At 72.2% G+C, this 17,304-nt stretch carries 14 protein-coding genes; 5 read left to right on the forward strand and 9 right to left on the reverse strand.

Annotation, left to right across the window (positions count from 1 at the left end):
* Window positions 1–147 precede the first annotated feature (147 nt).
* Complete coding sequence (locus tag ANAE109_RS09100) at window positions 148–2,016, forward strand: M2 family metallopeptidase (RefSeq protein WP_012096564.1); 1,869 nt, start codon at window positions 148–150, stop codon at window positions 2,014–2,016.
* Between the two features lie 93 nt (window positions 2,017–2,109).
* Here ANAE109_RS09100 and ANAE109_RS09105 read toward each other — a convergent pair whose 3' ends face one another.
* From ANAE109_RS09105 to nhaR, 7 genes are all read right to left on the reverse strand, one after another.
* Window positions 2,110–2,322 (reverse strand): CsbD family protein, encoded by a 213-nt coding sequence (locus tag ANAE109_RS09105; protein WP_012096565.1) that lies wholly within the window; start codon window positions 2,320–2,322, stop codon window positions 2,110–2,112.
* Window positions 2,323–2,452: 130 nt separating this feature from the next.
* A complete protein-coding gene (locus ANAE109_RS09110) occupies window positions 2,453–5,587 on the reverse strand; it encodes an efflux RND transporter permease subunit (protein ID WP_012096566.1) in 3,135 nt (1,044 codons plus the stop codon).
* Window positions 5,584–6,735 (reverse strand): efflux RND transporter periplasmic adaptor subunit, encoded by a 1,152-nt coding sequence (locus ANAE109_RS09115; protein ID WP_012096567.1) that lies wholly within the window; start codon window positions 6,733–6,735, stop codon window positions 5,584–5,586. Before ANAE109_RS09115 ends, ANAE109_RS09110 begins: the two co-directional genes overlap by 4 nt.
* Entirely contained in the window at window positions 6,732–8,213 is a 1,482-nt protein-coding gene (locus tag ANAE109_RS09120) for a TolC family protein (RefSeq protein ID WP_012096568.1), read from the reverse strand. The genes ANAE109_RS09115 and ANAE109_RS09120 overlap by 4 nt, the downstream gene beginning before the upstream one ends.
* 63 nt (window positions 8,214–8,276) lie before the next feature.
* On the reverse strand, window positions 8,277–8,546 hold the full coding sequence (grxC, locus tag ANAE109_RS09125) for a glutaredoxin 3 (protein ID WP_012096569.1): 270 nt from the start codon (window positions 8,544–8,546) through the stop codon (window positions 8,277–8,279).
* A 73-nt stretch (window positions 8,547–8,619) separates the two neighbouring features.
* On the reverse strand, window positions 8,620–9,528 hold the full coding sequence (locus tag ANAE109_RS09130) for a zinc metalloprotease HtpX (RefSeq protein ID WP_041448231.1): 909 nt from the start codon (window positions 9,526–9,528) through the stop codon (window positions 8,620–8,622).
* Window positions 9,529–9,619: 91 nt separating this feature from the next.
* Window positions 9,620–10,525, reverse strand: a complete 906-nt coding sequence (gene nhaR / locus ANAE109_RS09135; protein ID WP_012096571.1) for a transcriptional activator NhaR — start codon at window positions 10,523–10,525, stop codon at window positions 9,620–9,622.
* Between the two features lie 105 nt (window positions 10,526–10,630).
* On the opposite strand from nhaR, the gene ANAE109_RS09140 reads away from it, so the two are divergent.
* Complete coding sequence (locus ANAE109_RS09140; protein WP_012096572.1) at window positions 10,631–11,587, forward strand: TerC family protein; 957 nt, start codon at window positions 10,631–10,633, stop codon at window positions 11,585–11,587.
* A gap of 19 nt (window positions 11,588–11,606) precedes the next feature.
* Here the strand turns inward: ANAE109_RS09140 and ANAE109_RS09145 are convergent, their stop codons facing one another.
* Entirely contained in the window at window positions 11,607–11,918 is a 312-nt protein-coding gene (locus ANAE109_RS09145; protein WP_012096573.1) for a hypothetical protein, read from the reverse strand.
* Window positions 11,919–12,107: 189 nt separating this feature from the next.
* The gene (gene purU / locus ANAE109_RS09150; protein ID WP_012096574.1) at window positions 12,108–12,968 is read right to left on the reverse strand and encodes a formyltetrahydrofolate deformylase; all 861 of its coding nucleotides are present in this window, start codon (window positions 12,966–12,968) and stop codon (window positions 12,108–12,110) included.
* Window positions 12,969–13,558: 590 nt separating this feature from the next.
* Between purU and ANAE109_RS09155 the strand changes: the two genes are divergently transcribed.
* The 3 genes from ANAE109_RS09155 to ANAE109_RS09165 are packed head-to-tail and all read left to right on the forward strand — an operon-like array spanning window position 13,559 to window position 17,303.
* Complete coding sequence (locus tag ANAE109_RS09155; protein ID WP_012096575.1) at window positions 13,559–15,313, forward strand: sensor histidine kinase; 1,755 nt, start codon at window positions 13,559–13,561, stop codon at window positions 15,311–15,313.
* Window positions 15,314–15,367: 54 nt separating this feature from the next.
* Window positions 15,368–15,898 carry an archaemetzincin family Zn-dependent metalloprotease gene (locus tag ANAE109_RS09160; RefSeq protein WP_012096576.1) on the forward strand — a complete coding sequence of 177 codons (531 nt, stop codon included), beginning with the start codon at window positions 15,368–15,370 and terminating at the stop codon, window positions 15,896–15,898.
* 4 nt (window positions 15,899–15,902) lie between these two features.
* Window positions 15,903–17,303 (forward strand): sigma-54 dependent transcriptional regulator, encoded by a 1,401-nt coding sequence (locus tag ANAE109_RS09165; protein ID WP_012096577.1) that lies wholly within the window; start codon window positions 15,903–15,905, stop codon window positions 17,301–17,303.
* Window position 17,304: the final 1 nt, after the last annotated feature.

Raw genomic sequence — 17,304 nt, forward strand, 5'->3', positions numbered from 1 at the left:
GATCCCGCTCATCCCGGGCCTTCCAGGGCGGGCCGGAGCCCGGCTCCGCTCGTCCCGAGCCGTCGAAGGGGGAGCGGAGCTGCCACCGTGCGGCCGGCGAAGGACGCGCTGGCGCGCGGGCGGGGTCGCTCGTAGGATCCGCGCCCCATGAGACACATTCTCCTCGTCACAGCACTGCTGCTCTCCACGGCCGCGGGGGGCGCCGCCGCCGAGCCCTCCGACCCCGACGCCCGCGCGACCGTCGTCGCTCCGGCGCCCTCCTCGAAGCCGCCCACCGCCGCGGAGGCGAAGGCGTTCGTCGACGGCGTCAACGCCGAGCTGAAGCGGCTCTGGATCCGCTCGTCCACCGCCGACTGGATCAAGGCCACCTACATCACCGACGACACCGAGCGGAACGCCGCCGCCCTCAACGAGGACGTCATGGCGTACCTCTCGCGCGCCATCGCCGAGTCGGTCCGCTTCGACGGCGTGAAGGCGGACGCCGACACCGCGCGCATGCTGCACCTGCTCAAGGTCGCCTCGTCGCTGCCCGCGCCGAGCGATGCGGCCCGCCGGCGGGAGCTCGCCGAGATCTCCGCGAAGCTCGAGGGGATCTACGGCAAGGGCAAGTGGTGCGGGACGCCCGCGCCGGGCAGGGCGGCGCCGCGCTGCCGCGACCTGCAGCAGCTCGAGGAGGTCCTCGCGAAGAGCCGCAGCTACCCCGAGCTGCTCGACGCCTGGACCGGCTGGCACACCATCTCGCGCGAGATGCGCCCGCTGTACGAGCGGCTCGTCACCCTCGGCAACGAGGGGGCCAGGGAGATCGGCTTCAGCGATCTCGGCGACCTCTGGCGCGCCGACTACGACATGGCGCCCGAGGCGTTCGAGGCCGACGTCGGCCGGCTGTGGGCGGAGGTGAAGCCGCTCTACGACGAGCTCCACTGCTACGTGCGCGGCCGGCTCCAGCAGGCCTACGGGAAGGCCAAGGTCCCCGACGGAAAGCCGATCCCGGCGCACCTGCTCGGCAACATGTGGGCGCAGGACTGGTCGAACCTCTACCCGCTCGTCGAGCCGTTCAAGGGCGTGGGGAGCCTCGACGTGGACGCGGCCCTGAAGCGTCAGAAGTACGACGCGGCGCGGATGGTGAAGCTCGGCGAGGCGTTCTTCACCTCGCTCGGCCTCGAGCCGCTCCCGCCCAGCTTCTGGGAGCGCTCCCAGCTCGTGAAGCCGCGCGACCGGGAGGTGGTGTGCCACGCGAGCGCGTGGGACGTCACCTTCGCCGCCGACCTGCGCATCAAGATGTGCATCCGGCCCATCGAGGAGGACCTCGTCACCATCCACCACGAGCTGGGCCACAACTATTACCAGCGCGCCTACGTCCACCTGCCGCTGCTCTTCCAGGACAGCGCCAACGACGGCTTCCATGAGGCGCTCGGCGACGCGATCGCGCTCTCCGTGACGCCGGGATATCTGAAGCAGGTCGGGCTCGTCCCGGGCGTCCCGAAGGACGACCGCGGCACCATCAACTTCCAGATGAAGAAGGCGCTCGAGAAGATCGCCTTCCTCCCGTTCGGGCTCCTCATCGACCAGTGGCGCTGGGATGTGTTCAGCGGGAAGGTGCCGCCGGACCGCTACAACGCCGCGTGGTGGGAGCTCCGGCGGAAGTACCAGGGCGTCGACGCCCCGGTCGCGCGGAGCGAGGCCGACTTCGACCCGGGCGCCAAGTACCACATCCCCTCGAACGTCCCGTACACCCGCTACTTCCTGGCGCACGTGTACCAGTTCCAGTTCCACCAGGCGCTGTGCGAGGCGGCCGGCTGGAAGGGGCCGCTCCACCAGTGCTCGATCTACGGCTCCAAGGACGCCGGCAAGCGGCTCGTGGCGATGATGGAGCTCGGCGCGTCGCGGCCGTGGCCGGAGGCGTACGCGGCCCTCGCCGGCGCGAAGCAGGCCGACGCGTCGGCGCTGCTCGCGTACTTCGCCCCTCTCCGCAAGTGGCTCGCGGAGCAGAACGCGGGCCGCACGTGCGGGTGGTGAGCTCGCGCGCCTGAACCCGGCGCTGGCCGACGATGAAAGGGCGCCCCGGCGGGACCTCCGCCGGGGCGCCGCTGCCTCTCGGGGTGACGGTCGCTACGTCTTTCGGCCGAGATCGCGGTCGAGGTCGCGCTCGTCCTCGCGCTTCACCTCTTCCTTCAGGTCGCCGATGCCCTGGCGGACCTGGCCCTTCTTCTCCTCGAGCCAGCCCTCGCCCTGCGTCGAGCGATCCTTGGTCGCGCCGCCGATGCGCTGCTTCACGTCGCCCTTGATCTCCTCGACCTTGCCCTTGATCTGGTCCTTGTTCATTCGTCCCTCCCTTGTCGAAAAGGTACGGACGAGGTGACCCCCCGGCCCGCGCGAGGGCCCGCGGCACGGGGGGACGAGCGGGCGCCGCGGGACCTGGTCGCCGGGGAGCCGGCGAATCGAGAGCCGGCGGCTAGGGATGAGGCGCTGCGGCGGAGCGGTCCGGGCCGACGCCGCCGGTCGCGGCGCCCCGGCGGCCGCTGGCTGCGCGGAGCCGCTCCATCCACACGTAGAACACCGGCGTCACGTAGAGCGTGAGGAACTGGGAGAAGAGGAGGCCGCCCACCACGGCGAGGCCGAGCGGCTGCCGCGACTCGGCGCCCGCGCCGATCCCCAGGGCGATGGGCAGCGTGCCCATGAGCGCCGCCATGGTGGTCATCATGATCGGGCGGAACCGCACGAGCGACGCCTCGTGGATCGCGTCGCGCGGCGACTTGCCCGCGCGCTGCGCCTCGATGGCGAAGTCGACCATCATGATGCCGTTCTTCTTCACGAGCCCGACGAGCATGATGATGCCGACGAACGCGTAGATGGACAGGTCGGTGCCGAACAGGAGGAGCGTCACGAGCGCCCCGAACCCGGCGAAGGGCAGGGCGGTGAGGATCGTGATCGGGTGGATGAAGCTCTCGTACAGGATCCCGAGCACCACGTAGATGACCAGGATCGCCATGACGAGGAGCACCCCGAGGCCGCGCATGGACTCCTGGAAGGCCTGGGCCGTGCCCTGGAAGCGCGTACCCACCGTGGCGGGCAGCTCCTCCGCGGCGGCTGCCTCGATCTCCTGCACCGCGTCGCCGAGCGATCGTCCGGGGGCGAGGTTGAAGCTGAGGTTCACGGCGGGGAGCTGCCCGGCGTGGTTCACCGACAGCGGGCCGACCGTGCGGCCCAGCTTGGCGAGGGTGTCGAGCGGGACGAGGTTCCCCGTCGCGCCGGAGCCGAGGTTCACGCCCGCGCCGGACCGGACGTACACGAGGGAGAGCGCGCCGGGGTCGAGCCGGAACCCCGGCTCGAGCTCCATCAGCACCTCGTACTGGTCCTCGGGGGCGCTGATGACGGACACGCGCCGGGAGCCGAAGGCGGTGTAGAGGGCGTCCTCGATGGCGAGCGGCGAGACGCCGAGCGCGGCGGCGCGGTCGCGGTCGATCTGGACCGTCACGCGCGGGGAGGCGAGCCTGAGGTCGGAGTTCACGTCGGTGAGCGAAGGGAGGCCGCGCATGCGCGCCTCCAGCTGCGGCGCCGATCGGTAGAGCGCCTCGGTGTCGGCGTCCTGGAGCGTGACCGAGTACTGGGCTCGCCCGCCGCCGCCCGCGAGCGAGATGGGCGGCGGGTTGATCGGGATCGCGCGCACCGACGGGACGGCCCCCAGCTCGCGGCGGAGATCCTGGATGACCTGATCCACGTGCGGCCGGTCGCCGTCGTTCAGCCGGAGGAACACGAAGCCGTTCGAGGAGCTGCGGACGGTCGAGTTCGCGTGGTCCACGGCCGGGTGACGGGTGGCGATCTCGGCGACGTTCCGGTGGGCCCGGACCATCGCGTCCCAGCTCGTGCCCTCCGCCGGCTCCGTGTTGATGAGGAGCCGGCCGGTGTCCTCGCTCGGGAGGAAGCCCTTCGGCACGGCCCTCCAGAGCGGGACCATGAGCACCAGCACGAGCGCGGAGAACGCGAGCACCGCGCGCGGGTGCGCGAGCGACCAGGTGAGGCCGCGATCGTAGAAGCGCAGAGACGCGTCGAAGGCGCGCTCCGTGGCCAGGTAGAAGCGGCCGTGCCGCTCCCGGGCGTGGGGCTTCAGGAAGCGCGCGCAGAGGAGGGGGGTGAGGGTGAGGGAGACGAAGCCGGAGACCAGGATGGCGGCGCCGATGGTGACCGCGAACTCCTCGAAGAGCCGCCCCACGAGCCCGCCCATGAAGAGGATGGGGAGGAAGACCGCGGCGAGCGAGATCGTCATCGAGACGATGGTGAAGGCGATCTCCTTCGACCCGCGGAACGCCGCCTCGAGCGGCGGCTCGCCGCGCTCCATGTGCCGGACGATGTTCTCGAGCATGACGATGGCGTCGTCGACCACGAACCCGACGGCGAGCGTCAGCGCCATGAGGGAGAGGTTGTCGAGGGAGTAGTCCAGCGCGGCCATGAGCCCGAAGGTGCCGACGAGGGACACGGGCAGGGCGAGGCTCGGGATGACCGTCGCGGGCAGGTTCCGCAGGAACAGGAAGATGACGAGGACCACCAGGGCGAGCGTGAGGAGCAGCGTGAACTGCACGTCCACGACCGAGTGGCGGATCGACTCGGAGCGGTCGTAGATCACCTTCAGCTCGACGGCCGCGGGGAGCTGCTGGTTGATCGTGGGGAGCAGCTGCTGCACCTCCTCCGCGATCTGGACGGTGTTCGTGCCCGGCTGCCGCCGCACCGCCACCGTGACGCTCCGCTGGTCCTTGCCGGCCTGGACGAACCAGGCGGCGACGCGGTCGTTCTCCACGCCGTCCTTCACCTCGCCGAGGTCGGCGAGCCGCACGGGCGCGCCGTCGCGGAACGCCACCACCACCTCGCGGAAGTCGGCCGCGGTGAGCAGGCCGCCGGACGCCTCGATGGTGTAGGCGCGATCGCGCCCCTCGATGATGCCGGTGGGCAGGTTCGCGTTGGAGCTGCGGACCGCGGCCGCCACCTCCTCGAGCCCGATGCCGCGGGCCGCGAGCGCGCGCGGGTCGAGCTGGATCCGCACCGCGTACTTCTGGGATCCGAAGATGGCGACCTCCGCCACGCCCGGCACCGTCGCGATGCGCTGCGCGACGAGATCCTGCGCGTAGCGGTTCACGCTCGAGAGCGGCAGCGTGGGAGAGGTGAGCGAGAGGTAGAGGATGGGCTGGTCCGCCGGGTTCACCTTCCGGAACGTCGGCGGGTTGGGCATCGTCGACGGGAGCTTGCCGAGGCTGGCCGAGATCGCCGCCTGCACGTCGAGCGCCGCCGAGTCGATGTCGCGGTCGAGATCGAACTCGAGCGTGACCGAGGTCGAGCCCTGGCTCGACGACGAGTTCATGCTCTTGATGCCGGCGATGTTCGAGAACTCGCGCTCGAGCGGCGTCGCGACCGAGGCGGCCATCGTCTCCGGGCTCGCGCCGGGGACCGAGGCGTTCACCGAGATGGTGGGGAAGTCCACCACCGGCAGGTCCGAGACCGGCAGCGAGCGGTAGGCGAAGACGCCGAACGCCGTGAAGCTCGCCATGACGAGCGTCGTCATGACGGGCCGGCGGATGAAAGGGGCGGAGAGGTTCATCGGGCCGCGCCCTTCGCCTCCGGCGCGCCTCCGGCGGCGGGCGCCGTCCCGCGCTCCCCGAGCAGCTCCACGGGCGCGTCGGGGCGCAGCTTGAGCTGCCCCTCGGTCACCACGAGCTCGCCCGCGGCGATCCCCTTCGAGATCACCGCCTCCTCCGCGCCCGCCTGCTCGACGACCACGGGGCGGAGCTGGGCCTTGCGCTCGTCGCTCACCACGTACGCGTAGTCCCCCTGCTGGCCCGACGCCACCGCGGACGCGGGCACCACCACGGCGCGGGCGCGCTCCGCGATCCGCAGGAAGACGTCCACCACCTGCCCGGGCCAGAGCGCCTCGTCCTCGTTCCCGAGGCGGGCCTTGAGCAGGATCGTGCCGGTCGCCGGATCGACCGCGTTGTCGATGAACGCGAGGGAGCCGGCCTGGTCCTGCGCGCTCCCCGCGGGGCGCACGCGCACGGGGAGGCCGAGCGCCCGCCCGCGGAGCGCGGCGAGGTGCCGCTCGGGGATGGAGAACGACGCGAACACCGGCTGCACCTGCTCGATCGTGACCAGCGGCTCCGGCGCGTTGGCGGTCACGAGGTTGCCCGGGTGGACGAGCAGGCGCCCGGTCCGCCCGGCGGCCGGCGCGCGGATGGTGCAGTAGGAGAGCTCGAGGGCCGCGCGCTGGACCGCCGCCTCGTCGGCGGCGACCGTCGCCTCGAGCGCGGCCGCGTTCGCACCCGCGGCCTCGTGCTGCTGGCGGGTCACGTACTCCTTCTCGACGAGGCCGGCGTAGCGCTTCGCGTCGGCGCGCGCGTTCTCGGCCCGGGCGCGATCCTGCGCGAGCTTCGCCCGCGCCTCGGCGAGCGCGGCCTCGTAGGGGCGGCGGTCGATCTCGAGGAGGAGCTCGCCCTTCTTCACGTGCTGACCTTCCGTGAAGCGGACGGCGACGATGGGCCCCGACACCTGCGCGCGCACCGCGACGGACTGATTCGCGACGATCCGGCCCACCGCGCGGACCTCGACGGGGACGTCCTTCTCGACGGCGCGCGACGCGCGCACGGGGACGGCGCGGGGGCCGGCGGCCTTGCCGGCGTCGCCGCGCGAGCAGGCGGCGGTGGCGGCGAGGGCGAGGGCGAGGGCGAGGGCGAGCGCGGCGGCGCGGCGGGTCATGGCGTTCCTTCGGCCGGCGCCTCGGACGCGCCCCGGGGCGCCGTCACGGCGAGATCCAGCCGGCCGCTCGCCCGCGTGAGCAGGGCGAGGGAGATGAGGTAATCGGAGCGGGCGCGCACGTCCTCTGCCTGGGCGGTCTCGAGCGCGGCCTGCGCGCTCAGGAGATCGAGGATCGAGCCGACTCCCTCCCGGTAACGTCCGCGGGCCACGTCCGCGGAAGCGCGCGCCGACGCCAGCAGATCGCGGGCGGTCTCGAGCCGCCGGCCGGCGGTGAGGAGCCCCTGGTAGCTGGTCCAGACGTCGAGGGCGACGCGCTGGCCGGCGGCGTCGGCGCGCGCGCGGGCCGCGTCCGCGTCGGCGCGCGCGGCCAGCGCGGCGTAGGCCGGCGCGAGCCCCTCGAAGATCGGCACGCGCAGCACGAGCCCGGCGGACCAGGTGGTCGACGGATCCGTGTCCTCGGGCGCGAAGTACCGGGTGCGCCCGCCGAGCGCCTGGAACGAGAGCGTCGGCCACGAGGCGCGCGACGCGGCGCGTGCCCGCGCGTCGGCGGCGCTGGCCAGCGCCCGGGCGCGGCCGAGGTCCGGGTTGCGGACCGCCGCCTCGGCGAGGAGCGCGTCCACCTCGGGGCCGGCCTTCGCCGCGTCCACCTCGGCGGGGAGCGCGCCGACCTCCAGCTCGGCGGTCGGTGGAAGACCGGCGAGCGTCGCGAGCGCTCCGCGCAGGGCGAGGGCCTGCCCCTCCGCCTGCTGCAGCGTGAGCCGGACCTGGGAGAGCGCCGTGCGCGCCTGCAGCACGTCTGCGATGGTCGCGACCCCCGCGTCGCGCCGCCCCTCCGCGGTGGCGAGGCTGGTCTCGGCCTGACGCACGGCCGCGAGCTCGGCCTCCGCGAGCGCCCTGGCGGCGAGGTACTGGAAGTACGTCTGCTGCACCTGCAGGACGAGGTCGGCGACCGCTGCGTGCTCGGCGAGCCGCGCCGCGACGAGCAACAAGTCGGCGGAGTCCACCAGCGCGCCGCGCGGGCCGAGGTCGAGGAGGAGCCAGGTCAGCGTCGCGGCGGCGCCGCCGGTCGTGCTGGTGAACGCGTCTCGGCTGCGACCGCCGGTGGAGCCCTGACGCTGCAGCGTCGCGGACGCGTCCAGGGCGGGCCAGTAGAGGCCGCGCTGGGCGCCCGCCTGGGCGGCGGCGGCGCGCGCGTCGTGCCACGCGGCCCGGGTCGCCGGGTCGCGTGAGAGCGCCAGGTCCACGAGATCCGCGAGCGAGCGGGGCTCCGCCGCCGCGGGCGCCGGGGCCGAAGGAGGAGGCGCGACGGGCGCCGCGCCCTCAGCCCTCGCGACGCGCGCGACGTCCGGCGGCGGTGCGGTGCGATCTGCGACGTAGCGCGACGGGGAGAGCGTGCCGCACGCCGCCAGGAGCGGGAGAGCGGCCGCTGCGCCGAGGAGACGGCGGGCGGGGCCACCGGAGGGCAGGGGAGAGAGCATCGCTCGCCCCCTTTCTGGAGGAGATACCGCCGCCAGTCAAACGAACTCCGCGGTGGTATTCCGCTACGCCGCCTCGCCGCGGAGGATGGGATCGAGCCGCCCTTCGCGGTCGAGGGCGTCGACGTCCATGAAGCCGCCGAGGGACCGGTCGCCGACGAACACCTGCGGCACCGTGCGCTGTCCGCTGCGCTCCACCAGCCACGAGCGGAGCGCGTCGTCGCCCTCCACGTCGATCTCCTGGAAGGCGACGCCCTTGCGCGCGAGGAGCGCCTTGGCGCGCACGCAGTACGGGCAGCTTCGCTTGGTGTAGACGGTCACCTTGGGTGCGTTCATCGAGCTCCTCTTAACGATTTCGCGCGCGCGCCGCGAGTGGAACGCCCGCGGCGCGCGGACGGTGGCACGCCGCTCAGCGCACGAGGCGCGAGCGCGGCGCGCTGCCCGCCGGGTCGAACGCGGGCCCGCGGACCGTGTGCGCGAGCGCGCGGAGCCGGCGGATGCGCTCCTCGGCGGGCGGGTGGGTCGAGAACAGCCGGGCGAGCCCGCCGGCGACCGCGCCGAAGGGGTTCACGATGAACAGGCTCGCCGTGGCCGGCGTGGCCGCGCTCGGGACGTGGGAGGCGGCCTGGTGGAGCTTGTCGAGGGCGCCCGCCAGCGCGAGCGGATCGCCCGACAGGCGCGCGCCGGTCTCGTCGGCGAGGTACTCGCGCGAGCGCGAGATGCCGAGCTGGACCAGGGTCGCGCCGATGGGCGCGAGGAGCGCCAGGGCGAGCCCGCCGGCGGGCGAGCCGCCCTCCTCGTCGTCCTGGCTCCCGCCGCCGAACATCCCGGCGAACATGAGGGCGTTGCCGAGGTGCGAGATGGCGGTCGCGAGCCCCGCCGCCACGCTCGCCACGAGGATGTCGCGGTTCGCCACGTGCGCGATCTCGTGGGCGAGCACGCCGCGCAGCTCGCGCTCGTCGAGGATCTCCACGATGCCGCGGGTCACGGCGACCACGGCGTGCTTCGGGTTGCGCCCCGTCGCGAACGCGTTGGCGTGGGGGTCGTCGATGAAGAACACGCGCGGCTTCGGGATGCCCGCGCGCCCGGCCAGCTCCGCGACCACGGCGTGCAGCCGCGGCGCCTCGCCCTCCGGCAGCTCGCGGGCGCCGTGCATGCGGAGGACGATGCGGTCCGAGAAGAAGTAGGAGACGAGGTTCATCGCGACGGCGATGGCGGTGAAGAGCCAGAATGCGTTGGGGCCGAGGCTCGCGCCGATGCCGACGAGGATCGCGGAGAGGGCGCCGAGCAGCAGGATGGTCTTGAGCTGGTTCATCATGAGGGTGCCTCCGGGCACGCGATAGACATGCCCCCCGGGCGACACCCAGTCCAATACAAAATGTCGGCGCGAGGCTGAGGGAAAATCAAGGTCAGGCGGCCGCGCCGAAGAGCGCGTCCCGCGCCGCCTCGGCGATCGAGACCACCGCCGGGTGGCGCAGCCGCCGCTCGACGGTGATGGCGTAGAACGACTGGCGCACCTCGTCGGCGCGCCCGATCACCTGGACCCCCATCTCCGAGCGGATCTGATCCTCGAGGACCCGCGGCGCCGCGAAGACGCCGAGGCCGCGCGCGCCGAACGCCATCATGAGGGCGCTGTCGTCGAACTCCCCCGCGAGCTCCGGCCGGAGCTCGGCCGCGTCGAGCCACGCGTCCAGGGAGCGCCGGAGGGCGGTTCCGGTGGAGGGCAGGAGCGCCGGCGCGCCCTGGAGGGAGCGCGGGAACCCCTTCTTGAGGTGCGCGTGGCGGGCCGCCGCGAAGAAGGTCGTGCCGCAGTCGCCGAGGCGGTGGTTGAAGGCCTTCACCTTCACCTCCTCCGACGCGGGCACGTCCGCGATGACGACGTCCAGCTCGTGCAGCGCCAGCGCGGCCAGGAGCTGGGGGAGGGGCCCCTCGCGGCACACGAGCGTGAGATCGGGGTGCGCGTCCACCGCCGGCTCCAGGAGGAGGGCCGCCATCCGCTTGGGGATGACGTCCACGACCCCCGCCACGAGGCGCAGCCGCTGCCCGGTCGGGAGTCCCTTGACGGCTCGCTGCAGCTCGCTGCCGGTGCGGAAGATGTCGTCGGCGTACCGAAGGACCGTGCGCCCGACGTCCGTGAGGACGAGCCGCCGCCCCTGCCGCTCGAGGAGCTTCACGCCCAGGCTCGCCTCCAGCGTCTTCAGCTGGTTGGAGATGGTCGGCTGCGCCAGGCGGAGCTCCTGGCTGGCCTTGGCGATGCTGCCCGCGCGTGCCACCGTCCAGAAGTAGAAGAGGTGGTGGTAGTTGAGCCACTCCATGCCGAGAGAAATCCTAACGGATCCCCCGAAACTTTCTCATCCTGGCCGGGGCCCGGCGGTCTATGAAGAGGCCGCGCCGCCGCAGGCGCTCGGGAGACGAGCCGGATGATGCACACCGTGGGCACCCCCTGGCTGTGGGGCGGGTTCGTCGCATTCGTGCTGGCGATGCTCGTGCTCGACCTGGGCGTCTTCAACCGCAAGGATCACGTCATCACGACGAAGGAGGCGCTTCGCTGGACCGCCTTCTGGATCGCGCTCGCGCTCCTCTTCAACGGGCTCATCTGGTGGAAGTTCGGCACGCGGCCCGCGATCGAGTTCCTGACCGGCTACCTCATCGAGAAGTCGCTCTCGGTCGACAACCTCTTCGTCTTCGTCATCATCTTCGGGACCTTCGCGATCCCCGCGGCCTACCAGCACCGCGTGCTGTTCTGGGGCATCGTGACCGCCCTCGTGCTGCGCGCCGTGATGATCGTCGGCGGCACCGCGCTGCTCTCGCGGTTCCACTGGCTCATCTACGTCTTCGGCGCCTTCCTCCTCGTCACGGGGGTGAGGCTGTTCTTCCACAAGGAGGAGGAGCACCACCCGGAGCGGAGCTGGGCCTTTCGCACGCTGCGCAGGGTGATCCCCTCGACGCACCGCATCGAGGGCCACGCGTTCTTCCTCCGCGACGCGGGGCGCATCGTGGCGACGCCGCTCCTCCTCGCGCTCGCGCTCATCGAGATCTCGGACGTCGTGTTCGCCCTCGACTCCATCCCCGCGATCTTCGGCGTGACGCTCGACCCGTTCATCGTGTTCACGTCGAACATCTTCGCGATCCTGGGGCTGCGCTCGCTCTACTTCGCGGTGGCGCAGCTGCTCAACCGGTTCGAGTACCTGTCGGCGGGCCTCTCGGCCGTGCTGGTGTTCATCGGCGGGAAGATGCTCGTGTCGCGGTGGATCCACGTGCACCCGCTCGTGTCGCTCGCCGTCGTCGTCGCGATCCTCGGCGGCGCGATGATCTTCTCGTTCGTGAAGACGCGCCGCGCCGAGACGGCCGCGCCCGTGGAGCGGCCGTCTCCCTGACGCGACCGCCGCCCTGACCTCAGGCCGTCGCGCGGCGGTACATCGTGCCCGGCACGAGGGACAGCAGCAGCATCGCGATCGCCACGGCGAGGTCGTTCCAGCGCGCCGACGGCGAGCGCAGCGGCAGCACGAAGGCGGAGACGAGCAGCCAGGCCGAGAGGGCGGTGTTCGCGAAGCGGGCGCGCGCGTTCGTCATCCCGATCACCGCGAAGATGGCGGCGAGCAGCCCCACCACCCAGGCGTTGGTGAACGAGGCGGAGGAGCGCGGCCAGGCGAAGGCCGAGAAGAACAGCCACAGCGCGAGGATGAGGTTCAGCGTCCGGGCAGGCATTCGGACCTCCTGCCCCAGAAGATGGCGCGGACCGCCACGCGGGGCCCGCCGCCGCGCTCCCCCAGCCGGCGACCATCCGGGCGCCCGGTGCCGTGGGAGGGCCCCGCGCGAAGCGGCGCGAAGCGCGGGAGGGGCCCCACCGCCCTTCGGCAGGCTCAGGACGGTGGGCGGAGGGACGCAGTCCCCTCTCTAATCGAACACGACCGTCTTGTTCCCGTGGACGATCACCCGGTCCTCGCAGTGCCAGTGCACCGCGCGGGCGAGGACCCTGCGCTCGAGCTCGCGGCCGAGCCGCTTGAGGTCCTCCACGTCGTGGCGGTGCGTCACCCGCCCGACGTCCTGCTCGATGATCGGTCCGGCGTCGAGCTGGGCCGTCACGTAGTGCGCGGTCGCGCCCACGATCTTGACCCCGCGCTCGTGCGCCTGGCGGTACGGGTCGGCGCCCACGAACGCCGGCAGGAACGAATGGTGGATGTTGATCATCCGGTTCGGCCAGCGGGCGACCAGGTCGGGCGAGACGATCTGCATGTAGCGGGCGAGCACCACGACGTCGGCGCGTCCGTCGAGGAGCTCGGCGAGCCGCGCCTCCGCCTGCGGGCGGATCTCGCGCGTGTTGGGCACGTGCTCGAAGGGGACCCCGAACGCCTCGACGGCCGGGCGCAGATCCGGGTGGTTGGAGACCACGAGCGTCACGTCGCCGCGGAGATCGCCGCGCTTCCACGTCCAGAGCAGCTCGAGCATGGCGTGGTCGTGCTTCGAGACGAGCACCGCGATGCGCTTGCGCTGGGAGGAGAGCGTGAGCCGCCAGTCCATCGCGAACGGGCGCGCGACGTCGAGCGCGAACGCGCGCTCGAGATCCTCGATCGGCAGGTCGAGGCGGTCGGTCTGGAACTCCAGCCGCGTGAAGTAGACGCCGCCCTCCTCGTCGGCGGTGTGCTGGTCGAAGTCGGTGATGTTCGCCCCGTGGCGGAAGAGGAAGCTGGAGATCGCGGCGACGATCCCGGGGCGGTCGGGGCACTGGACGAGGAGGATGGCGCGAGCGGTGGTCACGGGTGGGGCAGGCTACCAAAAAAAGCGGGGCCGGCCGCGCGCACGCCAGCGCTCGCGCTCACGGCCAGCCCCGGCCCCCTCCCGGTGAACTCGTAGGCAGGCCGGTGCGCTGCGTCCGGTGTGCCAGCCGAACGTTTGGTGAAACCGTCGAGAGAACGGCAGGTTACGTGTGTGGTCCTCCATGGGATGCGCCTCCCGCCCCAGCGCCGGTCTCCCAGACATGGGGGATATGGCGCAAAGGTGGGGAAGCGCCCCACGGTGCGGCAGCGCCGCGCGTCGTACGCCGAGGCCGCTCTCGACGGGACCGGTCTCCCTGCCGGGTACCCGGCTCACGCCGTGCCTCGCGCCGGGCGGCCAGGGTGAGGAGGTGAGGACGGCTCGGTCCACATTCCGGCTCACCGCGGGCGCTCCCCAATGGTGCGGCGATTGAGCGCGGCGCGCTCCGCAATGGTGCGGCGATTGAGCGCAATTACGCCCCAAACATTGCGCCACGTAATGCGTCGGTGTTGATGTGCGACAAGGCCTCGCACGTGTCCCGAGCGTATCGGTGATCGAAGCATCGCGAGGCGGCGGCTTCCGAAGGGGGCAGGATGTCGAGGGCCGCAGGGAACCCGGCCGAGAGCGCGCCCCGAGACGGCGAGCGCGGGCCCGCGCAGCGTCCCGACCGAGGCGAGGAGACGCGCGCGCTCGAGCGGCTCGCCCGGGCCATCGCCCCTCGGTCGCTCGGGGACCTCGGCCTCGAGATCCCCTGGTACCAGCGGCTCTCCACCAAGCTCTTCGTGATGATCGGCTTCGTCGCGCTGGGCGTGATCGCCGCGTTCTTCTTCGCCGAGGTCGCGGTGCAGCGCCACCTGCTCTCGCAGGTCGTCGCCGAGTCCGACCTCCTCAGCCACACCATCCGCAACTCGCTCCACCGCGCGATGCTCCAGGACCGCCGCGGCGACGCCTACCTCATCATGCAGGACATCGGCGGCCAGCCCGGGATCGAGAAGGTCCGCATGATGGACGCGGAGGGCCTCATCACCTACTCGACCGAGCGGGGGGAGATCGGGCGCACCGTGGACCGGAACGCGGAGGCCTGCTCCGGCTGTCACGCCGCCGGCGAGCCGCTCCACCACGTCGACCTGCAGGACCGGAGCCGCGTCTTCCCCACGAACGGGCACCGCGTCCTCGGGATCATCACCCCCATCTACAACGAGGCCTCCTGCGCGAACGCGGCCTGCCACGCCCACCCGGCGCAGCGGAAGGTCCTCGGGGTCCTCGACGTGGCCGTCTCGCTCAGGCGCCTCGACGCGGAGACCGCCGGGTTCCGCTGGCGCACGCTCGCGGCGGCGGCGGCGGCGGCGGCGCTGCTCGGCAGCTTCGCCTGGCTGTACACGCGGCACCACCTGGTCCGACCGGTCGCCGCGCTCGTCCAGGCCACGCGACGGGTGGCGCGCGATCAGCTCGAGCTCGAGATCCCGGTCACCTGGAAGGGCGAGCTCGGCCTGCTCGGCGCGTCCTTCAACGACATGACGCGCTCGCTCCGCAAGGCGAAGGGCGACCTCGACTCCCTCATGCACGGGCTCGAGCGCGAGGTGCAGGAGCGGACCGCCGCGCTGCGCGCGGCCCAGGACCAGCTCGTCCGCAACGAGAAGCTCTCGTCCCTCGGCAAGCTCTCCGCCTCCATCGCCCACGAGATCAACAACCCGCTCGCCGGCATCCTCACCTTCGCGAAGCTCATCGTGCGGACCCTCGAGCAGGGCGTGCCGGACGAGGCGACGCGGGCGGCCCTCATCAAGCACCTCCACCTCGTCCAGCGGGAGACGGAGCGCTGCACCGCCATCGTGCGGAACCTGCTCGACTTCGCCCGCGAGCGGCCGCTCGCGGTGAAGGACGTGGACGTGAACGAGGTGGTGGAGGAGGCGGTCCTCCTCCTCGCCAACCAGATCCGGATCCAGGGCGTCACGCTCGACAAGCGGCTCGGCGCGATCCCGGTGGTCTCCGCCGACTTCGGGCAGCTCCGTCAGGCCTGCGTCAACGTCATCATGAACGCCATCGAGGCGATGGGGCGCGGCGGGCGGCTCGAGATCGAGAGCGCGCTCGTGGACGGCGGCCGCTGGGTGGAGGTCGCGTTCAAGGACACCGGCCCCGGCATCGCGCCGGAGCACCTCACGAAGATCTTCGACCCGTTCTTCACCACGAAGGAGCGCGGCACGGGCCTCGGGCTGTCGGTCGTGTACGGCATCGTCGAGCGCCACGGAGGGAAGGTCGACCTGACGAGCGAGGTGGGGAAGGGGACGCGCATCGCGTTCCGGATCCCGCCGCGCCCCTGGGCAGAGGCGCCGTCGGAGGTGAGGGGATGAACAGGCGCGCAGCGCGGGGCGGCGGCGAGGAGCCCGCCACCGCCGGGAACCGGAATGTCATCGATCTTCGTCTGGTGGATCGGTGAGGAGGAGGTCGATCACGAGCTGATGGAGCACGTGCGCCTCCACCTCGCCGCCGCGTTCGGCCGCCCCGTCTTCCTCTGGGACTCCCCGGAGCGGCCGCGCCACGCCTACGACGAGAAGCGGAAGCAGTACCGGACGACCCCGATCCTGGGCTGGCTCGGCGAGGCCGGGCCCGGCGCGGGGAAGGTGCTCGGCGTCACCGACGCGGATCTGTTCATCCCCATCCTCACCTACGTGTTCGGGGAGGCCCAGCTGGGCGGCGGGGCCGCGGTGGTCTCGCTGAAGCGCCTCCTGGATCCCGCCGGAGGCCGCGCGCAGCTCGTGGAGCGGCTCGCGAAGGAGGCGGTGCACGAGGTGGGGCACGCGTTCGGGCTCGTGCACTGCGGCCACGAGCACTGCGTCATGTCGCGCTCGCCGGCCGTGCGCGAGGTGGACGCCAAGGGCGTCGACCTCTGCGGCGAGTGCCGGGGACACCTCGAAGAGCTCGCTGGAGGAGCGTGAAGCCATGCCGACCGAGACGACCCGCATCCTGGTGGTCGACGACGAGGAGATCGTTCGCGAGTCGCTGGGCGGCTGGCTGGAGAAGGACGGCTACGTCGTGGCGCCGCTGCCCGACGGCCGCTCCGCCGTGGAGAAGCTGAAGAGCGAGCGCTGGTCCATCATGATCGTGGATCTGAAGATGCCGGGCATGGACGGCCTGCAGGTCCTGGAGGCGGCGAAGAAGCTCCAGCCGGAGCTGGCGGTGGTGATCATGACCGCCTACGCGACGGTGGACACCGCGGTGACGGCGATGAAGCTGGGCGCCTACGACTACCTCGTGAAGCCGTTCGATCCCGAGGAGCTGTCGATCATGATGCAGAAGATCGTCTCCCAGCAGTCGCTCGTGAGGGAGAACGCGGTCCTGCGCCAGGCGCTGAAGCAGGAGTACCGTTTCCGCGACCTCCTCTCGAAGAGCCCGGCGATGCAGTCGGTGTTCGAGCTCGCGCGCACCGCCGCCCGATCGAACTCCACCATCCTGGTGCTCGGCGAGTCCGGAAGCGGCAAGGAGGTGCTCGCGCGGGCGGTCCACGCGGAGAGCCCGCGCGCCGGCGGCCCGTTCGTGGCGGTCTCCTGCGCGGCGCTCACCGAGAGCCTCCTGGAGTCGGAGCTGTTCGGCCACGAGAAGGGGTCGTTCACCGGCGCCATCTCGCGCCGCAAGGGCAAGTTCGAGGCGGCGCACGGCGGCACGCTCTTCCTCGACGAGGTCGGCGACATCGGCCCGAAGCTGCAGCTCGACCTGCTGCGCGTGCTCGAGGAGCGGCGCTTCCACCGGGTCGGCGGCAACGAGCCCATCGAGGTGGACGTCCGGATCATCGCGGCGACGAACCGCGACCTGCGCCGGGCGGCGCACGAGGGCAAGTTCCGCGAGGACCTGTTCTACCGCCTCAACGTGATCCCCATCCTCGTCCCCCCGCTGCGCGAGCGGCGCGAGGACATCCCCCTCCTCGTCGAGAACTTCGTCGAGCGGCTCTCGGTGGAGATGAAGCGGCGCATCGAGGGGGTCTCGCCCGACGCGATGGGCGCCCTCATGGCCCACGACTGGCCGGGCAACGTGCGCGAGCTCCGCAACGTGCTGGAGCGTGGCGCGGTGGTCGCGACGGGGACCGTCATCCAGCTCTCCGACCTGGGGCTCCCGACGCGGCTCGAGGCCGCGTCCAAGCCCGGCACGCTCGCCTCGCTCGAGGAGGTCGAGAAGCGCCACGTCGCGGCGGTGCTGGCGCACGCCAACGGGAACGTGAGCCAGTCGGCGCGCATCCTCGGGATCGACCGGGTGACGCTCTACAACAAGATGAGGAAGTACGGGCTGCGTCGCGACGGCGAGGAGGCGGACGCCGCGCACGAGGGCGAGCGGAACGCGAGGGGATAGG

It is taken from the genome of Anaeromyxobacter sp. Fw109-5 (assembly GCF_000017505.1).
Lineage (GTDB): Bacteria > Myxococcota > Myxococcia > Myxococcales > Anaeromyxobacteraceae > Anaeromyxobacter.

Coding starts and splice junctions, on each gene's coding strand:
- ANAE109_RS09100 (WP_012096564.1), top strand. CDS start 148: ATGAGACACATTCTCCTCGTCACAGCACTGCTGCTCTCCACGGCCGCG.
- ANAE109_RS09105 (WP_012096565.1), bottom strand. CDS start 2,322: ATGAACAAGGACCAGATCAAGGGCAAGGTCGAGGAGATCAAGGGCGAC.
- ANAE109_RS09110 (WP_012096566.1), bottom strand. CDS start 5,587: ATGAACCTCTCCGCCCCTTTCATCCGCCGGCCCGTCATGACGACGCTC.
- ANAE109_RS09115 (WP_012096567.1), bottom strand. CDS start 6,735: ATGACCCGCCGCGCCGCCGCGCTCGCCCTCGCCCTCGCCCTCGCCCTC.
- ANAE109_RS09120 (WP_012096568.1), bottom strand. CDS start 8,213: ATGCTCTCTCCCCTGCCCTCCGGTGGCCCCGCCCGCCGTCTCCTCGGC.
- grxC (WP_012096569.1), bottom strand. CDS start 8,546: ATGAACGCACCCAAGGTGACCGTCTACACCAAGCGAAGCTGCCCGTAC.
- ANAE109_RS09130 (WP_041448231.1), bottom strand. CDS start 9,528: ATGATGAACCAGCTCAAGACCATCCTGCTGCTCGGCGCCCTCTCCGCG.
- nhaR (WP_012096571.1), bottom strand. CDS start 10,525: ATGGAGTGGCTCAACTACCACCACCTCTTCTACTTCTGGACGGTGGCA.
- ANAE109_RS09140 (WP_012096572.1), top strand. CDS start 10,631: ATGATGCACACCGTGGGCACCCCCTGGCTGTGGGGCGGGTTCGTCGCA.
- ANAE109_RS09145 (WP_012096573.1), bottom strand. CDS start 11,918: ATGCCTGCCCGGACGCTGAACCTCATCCTCGCGCTGTGGCTGTTCTTC.
- ANAE109_RS09155 (WP_012096575.1), top strand. CDS start 13,559: ATGTCGAGGGCCGCAGGGAACCCGGCCGAGAGCGCGCCCCGAGACGGC.
- ANAE109_RS09160 (WP_012096576.1), top strand. CDS start 15,368: ATGTCATCGATCTTCGTCTGGTGGATCGGTGAGGAGGAGGTCGATCAC.
- ANAE109_RS09165 (WP_012096577.1), top strand. CDS start 15,903: ATGCCGACCGAGACGACCCGCATCCTGGTGGTCGACGACGAGGAGATC.